The sequence below is a fragment of the Paenibacillus sp. M-152 genome (assembly GCF_003856555.1).
Classification (GTDB): domain Bacteria; phylum Bacillota; class Bacilli; order Paenibacillales; family Paenibacillaceae; genus Paenibacillus; species Paenibacillus polymyxa_C.
This window is the reverse complement of record NZ_CP034141.1, coordinates 1,876,825-1,892,975: the sequence shown is the minus strand read 5'-3', so window position 1 is coordinate 1,892,975 and position 16,151 is coordinate 1,876,825. Positions and strand designations below refer to the sequence as shown.

15 protein-coding genes are annotated in these 16,151 nt (G+C 45.4%); 2 read left to right on the top strand and 13 right to left on the bottom strand.

The window, feature by feature from the left end; translation table 11 throughout:
* Positions 1-4 precede the first annotated feature (4 nt).
* The 6 genes from pnpS to citZ form a co-directional block, all read right to left on the bottom strand.
* Complete coding sequence (gene pnpS, locus EGM68_RS08570) at positions 5-1,807, bottom strand: two-component system histidine kinase PnpS (RefSeq protein WP_013370355.1); 1,803 nt, start codon at positions 1,805-1,807, stop codon at positions 5-7.
* A gap of 121 nt (positions 1,808-1,928) precedes the next feature.
* Entirely contained in the window at positions 1,929-2,798 is an 870-nt protein-coding gene (locus tag EGM68_RS08565) for an SDR family oxidoreductase (RefSeq protein ID WP_025676257.1), read from the bottom strand.
* Positions 2,799-3,011: 213 nt separating this feature from the next.
* The gene (locus EGM68_RS08560) at positions 3,012-3,428 is read right to left on the bottom strand and encodes a hypothetical protein (protein ID WP_129549004.1); all 417 of its coding nucleotides are present in this window, start codon (positions 3,426-3,428) and stop codon (positions 3,012-3,014) included.
* Positions 3,429-3,779: 351 nt separating this feature from the next.
* On the bottom strand, positions 3,780-4,721 hold the full coding sequence (gene mdh / locus EGM68_RS08555; protein ID WP_025676256.1) for a malate dehydrogenase: 942 nt from the start codon (positions 4,719-4,721) through the stop codon (positions 3,780-3,782).
* A 16-nt stretch (positions 4,722-4,737) separates the two neighbouring features.
* Positions 4,738-6,033, bottom strand: a complete 1,296-nt coding sequence (gene icd / locus EGM68_RS08550) for an NADP-dependent isocitrate dehydrogenase (RefSeq protein ID WP_016819629.1) — start codon at positions 6,031-6,033, stop codon at positions 4,738-4,740.
* A gap of 147 nt (positions 6,034-6,180) precedes the next feature.
* Complete coding sequence (citZ, locus tag EGM68_RS08545; protein WP_013370349.1) at positions 6,181-7,293, bottom strand: citrate synthase; 1,113 nt, start codon at positions 7,291-7,293, stop codon at positions 6,181-6,183.
* 344 nt (positions 7,294-7,637) lie between these two features.
* On the opposite strand from citZ, the gene ytvI reads away from it, so the two are divergent.
* Complete coding sequence (gene ytvI, locus EGM68_RS08540; protein WP_129549003.1) at positions 7,638-8,756, top strand: sporulation integral membrane protein YtvI; 1,119 nt, start codon at positions 7,638-7,640, stop codon at positions 8,754-8,756.
* Between the two features lie 28 nt (positions 8,757-8,784).
* Here the strand turns inward: ytvI and EGM68_RS08535 are convergent, their stop codons facing one another.
* The 7 genes from EGM68_RS08535 to EGM68_RS08505 all read right to left on the bottom strand — a co-directional run bounded on the left by EGM68_RS08535 (position 8,785) and on the right by EGM68_RS08505 (position 14,969).
* The gene (locus EGM68_RS08535; RefSeq protein WP_013370347.1) at positions 8,785-9,183 is read right to left on the bottom strand and encodes an FxsA family protein; all 399 of its coding nucleotides are present in this window, start codon (positions 9,181-9,183) and stop codon (positions 8,785-8,787) included.
* Positions 9,180-9,698 (bottom strand): acyl-CoA thioesterase, encoded by a 519-nt coding sequence (locus tag EGM68_RS08530; RefSeq protein ID WP_129549002.1) that lies wholly within the window; start codon positions 9,696-9,698, stop codon positions 9,180-9,182. Before EGM68_RS08530 ends, EGM68_RS08535 begins: the two co-directional genes overlap by 4 nt.
* Positions 9,699-9,833: 135 nt before the next feature.
* Positions 9,834-11,042: a pectate lyase gene (gene pelA, locus EGM68_RS08525; protein WP_129549001.1), complete on the bottom strand. Its 1,209-nt coding sequence runs from the start codon at positions 11,040-11,042 to the stop codon at positions 9,834-9,836.
* Between the two features lie 209 nt (positions 11,043-11,251).
* Positions 11,252-12,094, bottom strand: a complete 843-nt coding sequence (gene pstB, locus EGM68_RS08520; RefSeq protein ID WP_016819624.1) for a phosphate ABC transporter ATP-binding protein PstB — start codon at positions 12,092-12,094, stop codon at positions 11,252-11,254.
* Positions 12,095-12,111: 17 nt separating this feature from the next.
* The gene (gene pstA / locus EGM68_RS08515; protein WP_013309592.1) at positions 12,112-13,008 is read right to left on the bottom strand and encodes a phosphate ABC transporter permease PstA; all 897 of its coding nucleotides are present in this window, start codon (positions 13,006-13,008) and stop codon (positions 12,112-12,114) included.
* Entirely contained in the window at positions 13,008-13,940 is a 933-nt protein-coding gene (pstC, locus tag EGM68_RS08510) for a phosphate ABC transporter permease subunit PstC (RefSeq protein ID WP_013370343.1), read from the bottom strand. The genes pstA and pstC overlap by 1 nt, the downstream gene beginning before the upstream one ends.
* Positions 13,941-14,045: 105 nt before the next feature.
* Entirely contained in the window at positions 14,046-14,969 is a 924-nt protein-coding gene (locus EGM68_RS08505) for a phosphate ABC transporter substrate-binding protein (RefSeq protein ID WP_013370342.1), read from the bottom strand.
* 206 nt (positions 14,970-15,175) lie between these two features.
* Here EGM68_RS08505 and EGM68_RS08500 point away from each other — a divergent pair, with 206 nt between their 5' ends.
* On the top strand, positions 15,176-16,063 hold the full coding sequence (locus EGM68_RS08500) for a LysR family transcriptional regulator (RefSeq protein ID WP_129549000.1): 888 nt from the start codon (positions 15,176-15,178) through the stop codon (positions 16,061-16,063).
* Positions 16,064-16,151: the final 88 nt, after the last annotated feature.

Genomic DNA, 16,151 nt, shown 5'->3' with positions numbered 1-16,151 from the left:
TAGTTCATTCTTCCTGTTGCAATAACGGTAATTCAACGGTAAACGTGGTACCCAAACCAAGCTCGCTTTCCACTGAGAGTGTACCATGATGTAGATCGACCAAGTGCTTGACGATGGACAATCCCAGTCCCGTTCCGCCCGAGTTGCGCGAGCGTCCTTTGTCCACCCGGTAAAAGCGCTCAAAGATACGTGGCAGGTCCTTCTTCGGTATCCCAATACCCGTATCACTGACTGTAAATACGACCTTTTCCGTGTCATTGTCCCGTTGTAACGTTATAACCTTGATCTTTACCTTGCCGCCATCAAGGGTATAGTTAATGCCATTAGACAAAAGGTTCAGGAAAATCTGCTGAAGCTTATCTTCATCTGCCTCCATAAACAGTTCATCCGGGATATCCATGTGCAGCGTAATTCTTTTTTTGGCAGCTACATTATTCAGTTTCTCCAGCAATGATTCTATGAATGATGAGATATGAATCGGAGAGCAATCCAGAGGGGACCGTTTGGACTCGATTTTGGAAAGCTCCAGAATATCGCCGATCAGTCGATTCAGTCGTTCACTTTCGTCATATATAATTTGCAAAAAGGAACGGGCCGTTTCCTCATCTTTAACCCCGCCACCAAGCAATGTCTCGGCAAAACCCTTGACTGCGGCAATCGGTGTTTTTAGCTCATGGGATACGTTTGCCACAAATTCGCTTCGCATATTTTCCAACCGTCGAATAGCTGTAATATCCTGCAACAAGAACAGCATCCCCCGGTATCCCCCTTCATCCTCATACATAGGGACACCATCCAGCAAAACGAGTCGTTCTTCAGGATTGTACAAATGCACCTCACCATGCAGCCTTTCTCGGCTTTGTATACTGCCCTCAATTAGCTTTGTGAGCTCATAGTGCTTCTTAAGCTCATGATACGGCTTGTCTGTCACCCGCTTACCCACGACACCGAGCATACGCTCAGACTCACGGTTGACAAGCGCTATGCATTCACGAGCATCAATCATCAGAATCCCGCCTGTCATATTACTCATGACACTCTGGAGGAGATCCTCATTGTCACGTATCGTTTTCATTTGGTTTTGGAGACTGTCGGCCATACGATTAATAGCTTCACCCAGTTGTCCTACCTCATCCCGGCGCTGTACACCGACCCTAGCGTCATAATCTAGTCCTGAAATGCGGTTGGCTACCCCTGTAATATGTTCAATGGGCGAGGTGAGGCTGCGAGCAATACGATAGCTCATCAGTCCAGCAGCAATAAACAGCAACACAAGACCGATCCCGATGGCCGTCCAGCCTCGCTGCATTCCCTCTTCCACCGCTTTCAGACTCATGGACAAACGGATATATCCGTCAAAGCCCTTGTCCGATACAACAGGCTCAGCGACGTATAGCATGTTTCGTTGCAAAGTTTCACTGTAGCGTATCGTCCGTCCGATTCCCTCCGACGTAGCTTGCCGTATTTCTTCACGCGATGCATGGTTTTCCATCTTGCGTGGATCGCTTAACGAATCACCCACCACCGTTCCATCCTTACGAATGAAGGTCACTCGCGAATCGGTCAGATGGGCAATTTCCTTCGCCTTCTGAGAATAATAGGAGACGTAATCTGTGCTGGATAGGGCATCAGCATTAACAAATGGGAAAGTAGCGCGAAGCAGATCGATCTCGCGACCCATGTTCTCCTCTAGCACCTTCATATTCGAATTTTTGAAAATTTGCCCCATAGTGATCCCAGCAGCAAGGACAGATACGCCAATCAAAATCAGCATGATCAGGGTAAGCCTGAAACGAAACGATTTCATAGAAATTTGCCCATCCTTTTATGTAAGTTAATCTCATTCTACAGGCTACCTGCATTATGTTCCACTGTGAAAAGAAAAAAAGGCCGGAGCAAAAGACTGCCCCAACCTTTTCTTTATCCTCTTATCCGTTTACAACTTCACCGCCATTGATATGAATAACCTGCCCGCTTACATAAGACGAATCGTCTGAGGCAAGGTACACATAAGCTGGCGCTAATTCTTCCGGCTGACCTGGGCGCTTCATAGGCTGTGCTCCTCCAAATTCGCTCACTGTTTTTGCATCAAAGGTAGACGGGATTAACGGTGTCCAGATCGGTCCTGGGGCTACAGCGTTCACCCGAATACCTTGATCCGCCAAATTGAGCGAAAGGGAACGAGTGAATGATGTGATTGCCCCTTTGGTGGAGGAATAATCAATGAGTGTCTTATTCCCAGCATACGCGGTAATCGACGTTGTGTTGACGATCGCGCTCCCTTTCTTCAAATGCGGCAATGCCGCTTGTGTCAGGAAGAACATACCGAAGATATTCGTACGGAACGTGCGCTCCAACTGTTCTTTGGTGATATCCTCCAGCTTTTGCTGTGGATGCTGCTCGGCCGCATTGTTCACGACAATGTCGAGCTTGCCCAGTTCGTTCACCGTCTGTTGCACCGCTTTTTTGGCAAATTGGTCATCTCCGATATCGCCAGGAATCAACACGCATTTGCGTCCTTCCTGTTCGACTTGACGCTTGGTTTCTTCCGCATCCTTATGCTCATTCAAGTAGACGATAGCTACGTCCGCACCTTCTTTGGCATACGTGACAGCTACAGCCCGCCCAATTCCACTGTCTCCACCAGTAATCAGTGCAACTTTGCCTGTGAGCTTGCCAGCCGCTTTGTAAGTTGGTTTTTCGAATTGAGGTGCAGGCGTCATTTTGGATTCAATCCCCGGTTGCTGGTCCTGATGCTGTGGGGGCAAGGTTTGCTGAGGTTGGTTGCTTTTAGCCATTATACATTCTCCCTTCAAAATCAGATATTTTTTAGGATGCAACATTTGCATCCACTCTACTCCTGATTTACCACACAAACTTATCGGTTAAACGAAAAAAGAAAAAACTAGCTATATGAGCACACAAAAAAACGGCCTGTGCTTATTCTGCACAGACCGCTTTATTCAACGTTAGCCTTCGTCATTATTTAATTGGCCGATTAAAATGGTTCATTAAATAATATCGCTATATATCATTAAAAACGTAATTAAGATCATGAAGACAGCCAGCAGCGTACTGAACATCCGAATTTTGCTAGCGTATTGCGTAATCGGCTGTTGGTTGCGAATCGCTTCCAGCGACAACCGTAACGGCTTACCCATAGCCCCAGCGATACCGGAAATAGCAAGAAACAATACCAACACGACCACGATCCAAGCTACGGAATATGGACCCCAGGCAAAAATCATATAGATACCGCTAATAAGCACGAGAATCAGTGCGAATTGAGCCAAACGATTCAATAGCTGCACAGCCGATATCGTCCCTTCCTGCGCGCTTGGAGCCAATTTGTCGATTTTGCCCACGACGAAGGGGAGCAATAAATAAAAGCCCATTGCCAGTGATCCAATAATGTGAATAAAAGACATTCTTTACAACCTCCCAGTTCTTTGTTTTCTTACAAACTTTTTTTCCATAGAACGATCATATTCCAACGAATGACTAGCATCTTTACAATGTTTTGGGACATGCTTTTCTATGTAACTATTAGTGCATATGAACTCTATTATACCGGGGAAGTGGATCAAAGCAAAGGAATAGGACGGGGAAAGTTTCAGCTTGGGGGGAGGGTACAAATCCAAACTGAAATTTTCAATATTAAATAAAAAGGAAGAAAACGAATAGACTATTAAAAAATAAAAGAGGTGGCCAGCAGCCATAACGATGGCTAGGGGACACCTCTTCAAGTAAAAGTATACTGTTTTAGTAGAAAATCGGATCTATACGTTGACTATTTTAGTCACATTGCGAACCGCTTCAGCGGATTCATCGAGCGCTGCTTTTTCTTCGGCTGTCAATTCCAACTCGAACACTTTTTCGATGCCATTACCGCCAAGAAGTGTAGGCACACCGAGGAACAAGTCCTGATAGCCATACTCTCCTTCCAGGTAAGCAATGACTGGAATAATCCGTTTTTTATCTTTTACAATCGCTTCTGTCATTTGCGCAAGCGAAGCTGCCGGAGCATAATATGCGCTGCCATTACCCAATAGGTTAACGATCTCTCCGCCGCCCACTCGTGTACGTTGTACGATCGCCTTGATACGTTCCTGAGAAATCAGGTTTTCGATAGGTATACCTCCCACGCTGGAATAGCGTACGAGCGGCACCATATCATCACCGTGACCACCCATAACGAAGCCGCGCACGTCTTCAACCGAAACGTTCAGTTCCTGTGCAATAAAGGTACAATACCGGGCTGTATCCAGCACACCTGATTGACCAATAACCCGATTTTTCGGGAAATCAAGCGTTTGGTATGCAGTATAGGTCATAGCATCGACCGGATTACTCAGAATAATGACGATAGAATCGGGCGCATACTTCTTCACATTCTCACATACGGATTTTACAATTCCTGCGTTCGTGTTGACCAAATCATCACGGCTCATACCCGGCTTGCGCGCGATCCCGGCTGTAATAATGACGATATCCGAGTTAGCTGCATCCTCGTAATTAGAAGTGCCCATGATCTGGGTGTCAAATCCCTGCACTGGACCAGCTTCCAAAATATCAAGCGCTTTGCCTTTAGTCGGATTCTCTAGTTGCGGAATATCGATGAGTACGATATCACCTAACTCCTTTTGAGCCAGCAGCAATGCGGTAGTGGCACCGGTAAAACCGGCGCCAACAATGGATATTTTTTTGCGTTGAATGGTCAAGTAGTATTCCCCTTCCTTACAGGTTACTGATAATGGTATCCGCGAACTCGGAGCATTTCACCTGTGTAGCACCATCCATCAGACGGGCAAAATCATAAGTTACAATCTTCTTATTAATGGACGTCTCCAGTCCTTTGTAAATCAGGTCAGCTGCTTCTTTCCAACCCAAGTGTTCAAGCAGCATGACGCCGGACAGAATTACGGAACCAGGGTTCACTACGTCTTTGTCAGCATATTTTGGAGCTGTACCATGTGTAGCTTCAAAGATAGCATGCCCGGTTACATAGTTAATGTTTGCACCTGGCGCGATACCAATTCCACCAACTTGAGCAGCAAGAGCATCGGACAGATAGTCCCCGTTCAGGTTCAGCGTAGCAATGACATCAAATTCAGAAGGACGAGTCAGCACCTGCTGAAGTGCAATATCAGCAATCGCATCCTTGATAATGATTTTGCCTGCATCTTCAGCTGCTTTTTGAGCTGCATTTGCCGCATCCTCACCTTCTTTTTCCTTGATGACATCATACTGGGCCCAAGTAAATACTTTATCTGCAAATTCTTGCTCGGCTACTTCATAGCCCCAGTTCTTGAAGGCACCTTCGGTAAATTTCATAATGTTACCTTTGTGTACGAGCGTTACACTCTTGCGTCCGTGGTCAACAGCATACTGAATAGCTGCCCGTACCAGACGCTTTGACCCCTCGGAAGACACTGGCTTGATCCCAATTCCTGAAGTTTCAGGGAAACGGATTTTATTCACGCCCAGCTCTTGCTGAAGGAACTGAATCACCTTTTTCACGTCTTCGGACCCTTCGGCATATTCGATCCCTGCGTAGATATCTTCTGTGTTCTCACGGAAAATGACCATGTCCACCAACTCAGGACGTTTTACTGGAGACGGCACACCGTTAAAGTAACGAACAGGACGCAGACATACGTATAAATCCAGTTCTTGGCGCAATGCCACATTCAATGAACGGATACCACCGCCAATAGGTGTCGTAAGTGGACCTTTAATGGCTACAATATACTCACGGATGGCTTCCAACGTATCGTTAGGGAGCCACTCACCGTATGTATTGAAAGCTTTCTCACCAGCGAATACTTCATACCAGGCAATCTTTTTCGTGCCGTTATATGCCTTTTCTACAGCTGCGTCCAGTACGCGCTTGGAAGCTTTCCAGATGTCGCGACCTGTGCCGTCACCTTCGATAAACGGAATGACCGGATGGTTTGGAACCTGCAGTTGACCGTTATCAATCGTAATTTTTTCGCCTTCAGTTGGGAGCTCAAACTTTTCAAATTTCGCCATAAGTTCCTTTTCCTCCTCAGATATGAATGGGTACAGGACGAAAGACATGATCTTTATCATAGACAAAAAATTACATCTCTCGCCGACCCTTCTATTGTACCTTATTTTTTAAATTCAGGGTATACAACCTCAATCTTCCTCCAAAGGTTAGCGCAACTCTGGTGACACATATTTTTGATCCATTGGGCCTGTGTATTCGGCACGAGGACGAATCAAACGGTTATTTTCATACTGCTCTAAAATATGTGCAGTCCACCCCGATACACGGCTCATAGCAAAGATAGGAGTAAACAAATCCCTCTTAATACCCAGCTGGGTATATACGGAAGCAGAATAAAAATCCACATTCGGTTTCAAGCCTTTTTGCCCTGTTACAATACTTTCAATTCGAACTGACATATCAAACAACGTAGTGTCGCCGTTCATTTCTCCCAGTTCGCGGGACATTTTGTGCAAATGCTTGGCACGCGGATCACCGTTTTTATAGACACGATGTCCGAAGCCCATAATTTTTTCGCGGTTATCCAGTTTGGCCTGAATATAGGAGTCCACCTGATCCAGACCGCCAATCTCCTCCAACGTTTTGGCAACAGCCTCATTGGCTCCACCATGCAACGGTCCTTTTAAGGCCCCGATGGCAGACGTGATCCCGGAATAAATATCTGATAAAGTGGCTACCGTTACACGCGCAGCAAAGGTCGAAGCATTCAATTCATGATCGGCATGCAGCACGAGAGCCTGATTGAACGCTTTAATAGCCGTCTCCTCCGGATCCCTGCCAGTCAGCTGATACAAAAAGTTTTCAGCAATAGAAACACCTTTTTTAGGCGCAATTGGTTCCAAGCCTTCGCGTATACGTGCTATGGCTGCCACAATTGTGGGCAATTGCGCCTGAAGCTTGACGGTTTTAGTCACATTGGACTCTCTTGACATATCATCCGCCTCTGGGTCATACAAAGCAAGAGACGATACAGCTGACCTCAAGGCAGCCATCGTGCTCAATTCTTTCGGGTATAACTTTAATTGAGTAATAATTTCATCCGGAATAGCAGCATAGTCGCTTAACTGGCTGCGAAGCTCTTGCAATTGTTCTTGGTCAGGTAATTTTCCAAACCACAACAAATAAGCTACCTCTTCAAAATCGGCGTTAACAGCCAAATCATCAATGTTATAACCCCGGTACGTGAGAACGCCATCTACGATAGAGCTTATGGAGGAAGTGGTCGCTACGATCCCTTCCAGACCTTTGGTCGCCGTCATCGTTACATCTCTCCTTTGTAAAAACATTGTGAACGGACTTGCAATGTAAACATTTTCAAAAGTAAGATATGTCTTTTAAATAGCTGAGTAATGTTAACGCCATATGTCAATATTTAAACCTTCTTTTACTATACTGGATTTTGTCGTTTATGTGAACATTGAGGGCTATTCCAACACATTCAAATGTTTTATCGCTTCTATAAAGAAATTTTTGAAACCCCTTACAAAAAATATGAGCTCATTTGCACTTTTTTACATAGGTCTTGTCTTACCCTCTCCCCGCATAAGTATAGTAGAGCACTGATTTTAAGGGACACCATCGAAAAGAAAGGAGTCGTGAGCGCTTGAGTCGGTTAATCCTGAATCGCATATTACGTGCTCTATGGGTCGTAATCGTGATTGTAGCTCTGTTGCTGGGCATATATGTGCTGTTCCCTCTCGTTTATCCTTTCCTATTCGCCTGGCTTGTGGCCTATGCTATGAACCCACTGGTCGTTTTTTTGCATAACAAGGCTCGTATGCCGCGTTGGGCAGCTGTCACGGTCTCATTATTTGTATATTTAGGCGGAATCGCAATCATCCTGTCTGCTGCAATCACCCGCATGGTTCGAGAAGTGATTAAGCTGGCCATGACTTTTGACGGGCATATCGAGCGTTTTAAAAGCCTGTTTATTGATTGGACTCAAAGCGATTTGATCCAAAATATAATTATTGAAATCAACCATTTTATTCGGGATAATCCCGATTACCAACACACCATCAACAGCAATATTGATAAAACGACTCAAACCGTCAGTTCGGCTGTTACTACGCTAGTTGGTCAATTTTTTAATGGGGTTTTGAATTTGCTAACCTCTCTGCCTAATATGGGAGCTGTGCTTATGGTTATTGTATTATCCGCCTTTTTTATTAGTAAGGATTGGGATCGACATTATCGGATACTTTCGAATACGGTTCCAGACACGATCCGCAAACCATTGTCAGATATTTGGCACGATCTGCGTAAAGCATTGTACGGATATTTGCGTGCACAGTTTATTATCATTTCCATTACGGCATTAACGGTTATCATTGGGCTGTTCATCTTACGTGTAGAATCGGCCTTTACCATCGGTTTGATGATCGGGCTGGTGGATTTGTTACCTTATTTAGGGGTTGGCATTGTGATGATTCCGTGGATACTGTATGCGTATATGTCAGGGAATTTGGCACTAGGGGTTGGATTGTCGATCCTATATGCCATCCTGTTGATTGGACGGCAGATCGTGGAACCTAAGGTGCTGGCCAGCAGCGTGGGATTGAACCCGCTTCCCACCCTCATCGGTATGTTCATCGGGCTCAAGCTGTTTGGCGTTTTAGGACTCATTATCGGACCTGTATCACTTATCGTCCTTGATGCACTAAATCGCGCGAATGTCATTCAGGACTTGCGCAACTATATTCTTGCTGGAAGAGTCCGTTAGTCATGGATAGGGGATAACGGCAGCTCAGTCAAAAGCGCCGAAATGTAATACTGCCGTTTTTCATTTTTTTCTCCAGCCACTTTAATAAAAAACGTCGGTACAATACTCGTGTTAAAGGAAATACCAACGTAAAACCAATAATATCCGTTATAAATCCAGGGATGAGCAGCAAGCTCCCACCGAAAAACACACATAATCCATCTAGCATTTTACGGCCGGGCATTTGGCCCCGATTCATTTCATTTTTGGCATCGGCAATCACCTTTCGGCCTTCAAATTGCATCATGGCAGCGCCAATCAAGGTCGTCAGAATAATGAGCAGAATAGTTTTCCCCGCTCCAATCCAGTGACTTACCCATATAAACCCGTACAGCTCCGCCAAAGGAATGAGCAGCAGCAACAGCCACAGACGTTTACGCATCATCATGACTTCTGTCCCTCCCCGCCTGCAATAGCAGACCTTAACGCAGTGTACAACTCAGGTAGTGCCTGATCAAGCCGAACGGGCTTCCAGTCGGTATTCAGCCACACATGTCGTGTCGTTCCCGTGACCAGCAGTTCTCCCGGCAGCGTGTCAGCCTCTGTCCATACCTTTCCCACATTCTTTTGGTGCTCCTCCTCCGTTACCCGTCGAACCTCATAAGTATAGTTCAAACGTAGTCTGGAGAAGTCCGTAATAGCGGTATAAATAGTAACTAAATCATCATATCGAGCAGGACTCGCATATTTCGCATTGATTTCAATAACTGGCAGCAAAACTCCCCGATCTTCCATACTCCGGTAGTTAAAGCCTGCCTGCCGGATCATTTCCGTACGCCCGATCTCAAACCAGTTTAAATAATTCGCATGATACACGACCCCCATCTGGTCGCTTTCCTGATAACGGACACGTAGAGGTGCGCCATACCATCGTAGTTGCGTTTGTTTCTCCTCTTGAGTCATACAAGCTCTCCTATCTTTGTGCATCTTTATCTCTATTTTGCCCTCTCTCCATTAAACCATATTTACCGCCTGGGAACAAAAAGAGGGCCGAACCATACGGCCCCCCCTCTCAAAGCATTTACAATGATGGCTTTATTATTGTGGCAACGGCTTGGACAGTTTATAATATCCACTTTCCGAAGCCAGTTTCAGTAAGCTCTTCGCTTGACTTCCCGCCCAGGCGTAACCGAGTCGTCTTTCTTCACTAATTTTCATGATGTCCGTATACTTTTTGCCATCTCGGTCTGAGAAGAAATACTTATTGTCCTCCACATTGTAGAAACGATACCACATCACGCTTGATGCATCCTTTTGGAAAAACTCCGGACCTTGACGGTTGTATTTCATACCGTCGATCCGATTCGTGTCAAACCATTTCAAGGCACTCTGAGCAGCCTTTTTCACCTCAGCCGTCTGCGGTTGAGACATCAAGAAGGCCGTAATGCCTACCGATTCCGTAGTTGTTTTGGAAGCAAGCTCGAATGCTCGCGCAGGTACAGATTCATAAGTAACCGGATCATGCTGTGCTCCCCAGATTGTCGGTGTGCCATTGTTTACAATTTGAGCTTTAATTGTGTACTGTACGCCTTTATTCAGAGCCTGCTGAAGTCTGGAGCGATATGTATTGTCAAGAATATCGCTATCAAACGGCTGCCTTTTGTTTACAATGTCATCTGCCAGTACCATCACTCTAACCATTGCATCATCGTTGTAGGTTGCGGCATCAGAATAATTACCACGTTTAGGATATACCTGCGGCCAAGCACCGGAGGAATATTGAGAGGTTAATACAAAATCAATTGCTTTTTGTACACTGTTCTTAATGTCTTTGTTTTTGTTTTTTTTGTATACATCCGCTAAAAAGCGGATCTCGGTTGTCGTGGCCTCGTTATCAAACGTTCCGAGTTCAACACCATCCTTGCTCTTCCATGTAGAGCGAGCTGCCTTGCCATCCCATTTGGATTTATAATTTTTTTCCATCGCTTTGAAGAATCCGCCATGCGGCAATTGCCACGATACAATATTCAAGGCAAGCGTAGTGTCCTTGGATGTATTCCCTGTAGAAAATTTACTAAAATCACGATACTTGTCCAGCAAACTACTCACATTCACACTAGCCAATGGAACAACAGCATTTTTGTAAACGTTTGCATCATTGTACACGGCCTGGGTAACACTCGCACCTGCATCAGTCAAATTCTGCTCAGCTGCTGCCCATGAAGGGCTAACAAGTCCAGTTGTTAGGGTAATAGCCATTCCAGAAAAAGCAATCCATTTGACAGATTTTTTAACGTTAAACCTCATTGCAAACCTCTCCTTTAATTGGATTGTGGTATTACGAGAACTATTAAACACATGTATTATATGAAAATATAGCCAAATAATCAATATATTTTATTATATACAAATGTAAGAGTTTACTAAACTAACATAAAAAAACATCTTACCAATACTAGATTAGTAAGATGTTTTTTTATGTTTCATATATATAACAAGTCGCCAAACTGCACAGCTTATCCAAAGCGACCCATGATGTATTCTTGAGTCAACTCGTTTTCAGGATTGGTGAAAATATCATTTGTTTTCCCATGTTCAACCAAACTTCCGACATAAAAATAAGCCGTATAATCGGAAATCCGTGCAGCCTGCTGCATATTGTGCGTCACAATAACGATGCGCAGTTCTTTTTTCAATTCGGTAATAAGCTCTTCCACCTTGCCTGTAGACACAGGGTCCAGCGCGGAAGCTGGCTCGTCAAGCAACAGAATTTTCGGTTGGACAGAAAGTGCACGTGCAATACAAAGCCGCTGCTGTTGCCCGCCAGACAGAGCAAGAGCGGAATCGTGAAGACGATCCTTGACCTCATCCCATAATGCCGCCTTACGCAGGCTGCTTTCGACGATTTCATCAAGCTGCTTCTTTTTACGCACTCCCCGGTATTTAGGACCGAAGGCAATGTTATTATAAATCGATTTGTAAAAAGGGTTAGGCCGCTGCCACACCATGCCAATTTGCTGACGCAGCTTGATCACGTCCGTCTCTGGCGCGGTCAAATCCTGTCCGTCCATCCAAATATGTCCCGTTGTCGATGAAGACGCAATCTCATCATTCATTCGGTTAAGGGAACGCAAAAAAGTCGATTTACCACAGCCGGAAGGCCCAATCAGGGCGGTCACGGTCTGCTCTGGAAAAGCTAAGTTTACTTTTTTCACGGCCTCAAAACTTCCGTAATAAATACTCAAATCCTCAGTACTGAACGGATGTGGCGCTTGCCCCGCAAGTTGTTCTGAACGCGTAGACTGAACGGATGTTGCTGGTGTGGCGGTTTTTGCCGTTCGTGTAATCACATGTTCCATTGTTCTCCATCCCCTTTCTAATCCATTCGTTTGGCAGCTGTCAACCGACGGTAAACGACTCTTCCGAACCATCTTGCACTCAAGTTGAAGACCAGTACCAGCAGCACCAATACCGCAGAAGCGCCTGCGGCGATATCTTTGGAGTCAGGAGCAATGCCTTCACTGTTGACCTTCCAAATATGAACAGCCAATGTTTCAGCAGGTCGCATCGGATTAATAGGCGATCTGGCATGCAATGGATTCCAATCGGTAAAATCAAGCGGCGGCGTACTCATCCCTGCTGTAAACAGCAATGCGGCGGCTTCCCCGAAAATGCGGCCTGCGGCCAAGATGGTACCCGTAATCAAGCTTGGCAGCGCAGCTGGCAACAAAATGGAGGTAATGATTTTCCACTTGGACAATCCAAGCGCAAGTCCGGCTTCCTTTTGCTCCTTCGGTACAGCGCGGAAAGCCTGCTCCGTTGTGCGAACCATCAGCGGCAGATTGAATACGGCCAAAGCCAGAGCCCCTGACAAGAGGGAAAAGCCAAAATCAAACGTATTTACGATGAGTAATAGTCCAAACAATCCAATCACGATTGACGGGAACGAGGACAGTACTTCAACGACAAGTCGTATGAAGTCCGTAATTTTCCCCGGCTTTGCATATTGCGCCATGTAAATGCCGGCGCCCCAGCCAATTGGAATGGTAATAATCAAAGTTAAGATTAGCAAAAATACAGAATTAAATAGTTGCGGACCAATGCCGCCACCTGCACGTAACGTTTGCGGAGCACTGGTTAGAAAATCAAAAGAAATATGGCTAACTCCGCGGGCCAAAATGAAGCCCAGTAATCCCACCAAAAGTGCAACAATGAACAAGGCGAAGAAACAGATTACAAATGTAGCGATCTTGTCGGTCGTTTTAGCTTTCATCAAACCCGGTTTCTCCTTTCAAGCAGCCTAACCAGCAGCACGAAAATGAATGTCATGAGCAGAAGAACAAGCGCCATACTCCAGAGTGCATTGTTATGAACAGAGCCCATCGCTGTGTTACCCATGCTAAGTGTAATGACGCTGGTCAAGGTCGAAGCGGATTCCAGCAAGGAATGCGGTATGTGCGGAGCATTCCCGATAACCATCTGTACAGCCAATGCTTCTCCGAAGGCACGAGCCATACCGAGAATAATTCCTGTTAAAAGAGCAGGCAGCAACGTCGGAATAATAACACGGGCAATCGTCTGCCAGCGGGTAGCACCCAACGCATAAGAGGATTCACGCAGCCCTCCCGGCAAAGAAGACAACGCATCCGCCATAATACTCGTAATTGTCGGTAAAATCATTACTGACAACACAAGGCAACCTGCGAGAATACCGATGCCTTGTCCCCCGAACACGTTTCGCAGCAGTGGGACGATTACGGTCAAGCCGACAAAGCCATAGACGACCGACGGAATGCCGGATAATAATTCAATGGCAGGCTGAAGGATACGTTTACCCGATTTTGGCACGATTTCCGTCATAAACAAAGCTGCACACAAGCTAAGCGGACTGGCAATTAAGGCCGCTAATATGGTTACGGCAAAAGAACCCGTAATGAACGGAAGCGCGCCGAAGGACTTGGGCTCGCCATCCGGGCTCCATTTGGTTCCAAAGAAAAATTCTCGCAGACTGACTCCATTCACCGCAAATGTAGCTACACCTTTGGAGGCAACAAAATATACGATGGAGACAATGACTGCAACTAAAAAAACGACACAAACCGACGTATAGATGCGGCCGGTCCATTCTTCCCAGTAATGTCTTTCTTTCATAACTCGGGATCGTTTATTCTGTTCCATGTATGCCTTCCCTTCAATTGGTTCCATACTGTAACTCCTTTAACCGAAGAATAGAGGCCGGACGCTAGTCCGCCTCTTCTTCGTGAATATACTCGCGTTAGCTGCGTGCATCCGAACAGGAGATCGCTCTCCTTATTTCGTGATATTACCGTCAGCATCACGTTTCACTTGCATACCTGATACCGGAATGTATCCCAAGTCTACAACGTCTGTTTTTTGGATTTCATCAGACAGAATGTAGTCCAAGAATGCTTTTACATGTTCTTTTGGCTCACCCTTGGTGTACATATGCTCATATGCCCACACTGGATATTTACCTTGTTCTACATTTTCAACGTTAGCTTCCACACCGTCATACTTCAAAGCAGTAACTGTGTTGTCGATGTAGGACAGAGCCAGGTAACCAATCGCACCAGGTGTTTCAGCAATCAGCTTTTTCACAGTACCAGAGGAATCTTCCTGGATGGAGCCTGGCAGATCTTCCGTTTTTTGTCCCAACGCATATTTTTCAAAGGTTGCACGAGTACCGGAGCTGCTTGGACGGTTCACGATCACGATTTTTTGATCTGCACCACCAACTTCTTTCCAGTTCGTAATTTTACCTGTGAAGATTTGTACCAGTTGATCTTTCTTCAGGTCTGTTACGCCTACTTTAGGATTCGCTACCGCTGACATGGCTACAACAGCTACTTGGTGATCGACCAACTCTTCTGCGCCGCTCTCCAGCTTCTCCTTTGCAAACACGTCAGAGTTACCGATATCCGCTTGTCCACCGGAAACTTGAGTCAAGCCAGTACCGCTACCGCCACCCTGCACTTGAACTGCAATGCCTTTATATTTATCGACAGCCATAAATTTTTGTCCCGCTTGCTCTACCAATGGTTGAAGTGCAGTGGAGCCAACAGCCAGAATGTTACCTGTCAGTTCAGCAGCTGCTTTATTGTCTGTTCCTGCAGCAGCGTCTCCTTGTGGTGCAGCATTGTTACCTGATCCGCAAGCTGCAAGTGCAAATACCATGGTGAGAGTCATCAGAATGAACGGCCATTTTTTCAACATTTTTTATTGTCCTCCCCTTAGTTAAGTGACGGTTTTTTATTTATGACCATCAACACTTTTACATTGTAGGCCTGGAATGTTAGACGAACGACTAGGTTTTGTAAAACAAATATAAAATATTGATAGATAAATTGTTTTTCAGTATATAATTAATCTATAGTGTGAATTCACGCATAAATATCAAGTAAGGAGAATTGTTCGATTCCATGAATATTTTAAAATTGCGCATCTTAGTGCTGATCGACAAATTCCATAAAGCGACGGAGGTAGCTGAAACTTTGCAGATCAAACAGCCCACCGTCAGCTTCCATATGAAAAGTCTGGAAAAGGAAATGGGTGCAACTTTATTCTCTCTCCAACAAGGGAGGATTATGCTCACTGAGGCTGGTAAAAAAATGCTCCCTTACGCAAAACAGATTCTCTCTCTCGAGCAAGACGCCAGACAAGCTGTAAATGAACTGACAGAACAATCACAGGGTCAACTACGTCTAGGTGCAGAGTCGATTTCGGGCATGTATCTTCTCCCGACTATCATGGCTGATTTTGCTCAGCAATATCCAGAATGTCGTATTCAGTTAGAAATTCAATCTCCGAATGTAATCAAGCAGCTACTGAAAGACGGAGAAGTTGATTTTGCTTTTCTCGACGATGGAGAATCTCTTCTGGAGAATACTGTGGCAGAACCAGTGGCTTCAGATCAGGTGGGGATTATCCGCTCTGCATCGGCAGAGACATCCAAGTCACTGGACATCAATGGGGCCGATACGCTGGATAAACACATATGGGTAAAATATAGCGGGGCATCCGTTGTAGATTCCTATTCCTCGCTAGTTAAATCCCATCTGGAAATCAACTCTTGGGAAGCAGTAAAGCAAGTGGTTAGTGGCGGAGAAGCGCTTGCCTTCTTTCCTGCCTGCGGAGTTCGTAGCGAGGATCATACTATCCCCTCGGTGGAATGGCTTCCTTATCCCGAAACTGACAGCACAAAGAGCCATTATCAAATAAACATCGTGTATCAACAAGATACACACATGAACATGATGCAACAGGCATTCCTTGATTTTATACGACGAGAAGGAATAAGGACTAGCTAACAAAAAAAAGAGCATCCAGGCCTTATTGACCTGAATGCTCTTTTGCTTACTGTAACGAGTAGATGCCGTCCCAGTATTACTTCGTGGA

What these genes read in the sequence shown, in the direction of transcription:
- EGM68_RS08500 (WP_129549000.1), top strand. Translation starts at nt 15,176, where the DNA reads ATGAATATTTTAAAATTGCGCATCTTAGTGCTGATCGACAAATTCCAT.
- EGM68_RS08565 (WP_025676257.1), bottom strand. Translation starts at nt 2,798, where the DNA reads ATGGCTAAAAGCAACCAACCTCAGCAAACCTTGCCCCCACAGCATCAG.
- pstB (WP_016819624.1), bottom strand. Translation starts at nt 12,094, where the DNA reads ATGGAACATGTGATTACACGAACGGCAAAAACCGCCACACCAGCAACA.
- icd (WP_016819629.1), bottom strand. Translation starts at nt 6,033, where the DNA reads ATGGCGAAATTTGAAAAGTTTGAGCTCCCAACTGAAGGCGAAAAAATT.
- pstA (WP_013309592.1), bottom strand. Translation starts at nt 13,008, where the DNA reads ATGAAAGCTAAAACGACCGACAAGATCGCTACATTTGTAATCTGTTTC.
- EGM68_RS08530 (WP_129549002.1), bottom strand. Translation starts at nt 9,698, where the DNA reads ATGACTCAAGAGGAGAAACAAACGCAACTACGATGGTATGGCGCACCT.
- citZ (WP_013370349.1), bottom strand. Translation starts at nt 7,293, where the DNA reads ATGACGGCGACCAAAGGTCTGGAAGGGATCGTAGCGACCACTTCCTCC.
- pnpS (WP_013370355.1), bottom strand. Translation starts at nt 1,807, where the DNA reads ATGAAATCGTTTCGTTTCAGGCTTACCCTGATCATGCTGATTTTGATT.
- EGM68_RS08535 (WP_013370347.1), bottom strand. Translation starts at nt 9,183, where the DNA reads ATGATGATGCGTAAACGTCTGTGGCTGTTGCTGCTGCTCATTCCTTTG.
- pelA (WP_129549001.1), bottom strand. Translation starts at nt 11,042, where the DNA reads ATGAGGTTTAACGTTAAAAAATCTGTCAAATGGATTGCTTTTTCTGGA.
- pstC (WP_013370343.1), bottom strand. Translation starts at nt 13,940, where the DNA reads ATGGAACCAATTGAAGGGAAGGCATACATGGAACAGAATAAACGATCC.
- EGM68_RS08560 (WP_129549004.1), bottom strand. Translation starts at nt 3,428, where the DNA reads ATGTCTTTTATTCACATTATTGGATCACTGGCAATGGGCTTTTATTTA.
- EGM68_RS08505 (WP_013370342.1), bottom strand. Translation starts at nt 14,969, where the DNA reads ATGTTGAAAAAATGGCCGTTCATTCTGATGACTCTCACCATGGTATTT.